Source organism: Algoriphagus aestuariicola (assembly GCF_017254835.1).
Lineage (GTDB): Bacteria > Bacteroidota > Bacteroidia > Cytophagales > Cyclobacteriaceae > Algoriphagus > Algoriphagus aestuariicola.
Genome location: NZ_JAFKCW010000046.1, coordinates 1 through 322 on the forward strand (window position 1 = coordinate 1; position 322 = coordinate 322).

General features: G+C 63.7%; 1 protein-coding gene. It reads left to right on the plus strand.

Annotation, left to right across the window (positions count from 1 at the left end):
• Positions 1–322 (plus strand): N-acetylmuramoyl-L-alanine amidase (locus J0A67_RS23600; protein WP_241265312.1); only part of this gene is annotated, 322 nt, incomplete at both ends.

Below are 322 nucleotides of genomic sequence, written 5' to 3' on the forward strand. Positions count from 1 at the left end.
TCTCGCTGGCGCCGGTGCCGGAGTATCGCAACCGTCTGGTGATGGATCTCTACCCGACCAAGGGCGGCAGCGGCGGCGAGGAGTATGATCCGCTACTGGCGTTACTGGAAGATTACAACAAAGGCGATCTGGAGCGCACGCTGCCGCCCGAAGCGCCGCAGGCCGGCAAGGCGGGGCGCGATCGGCCGATCGTCATCATGCTGGATCCTGGCCACGGGGGCGAAGATCCCGGTGCGATCGGCAAGTATAAGACGCGCGAGAAAGACATCGTGCTGCAGATTGCCCGCAAGCTGAGCGCCATGATCAAGCGCGAGCCGAACAT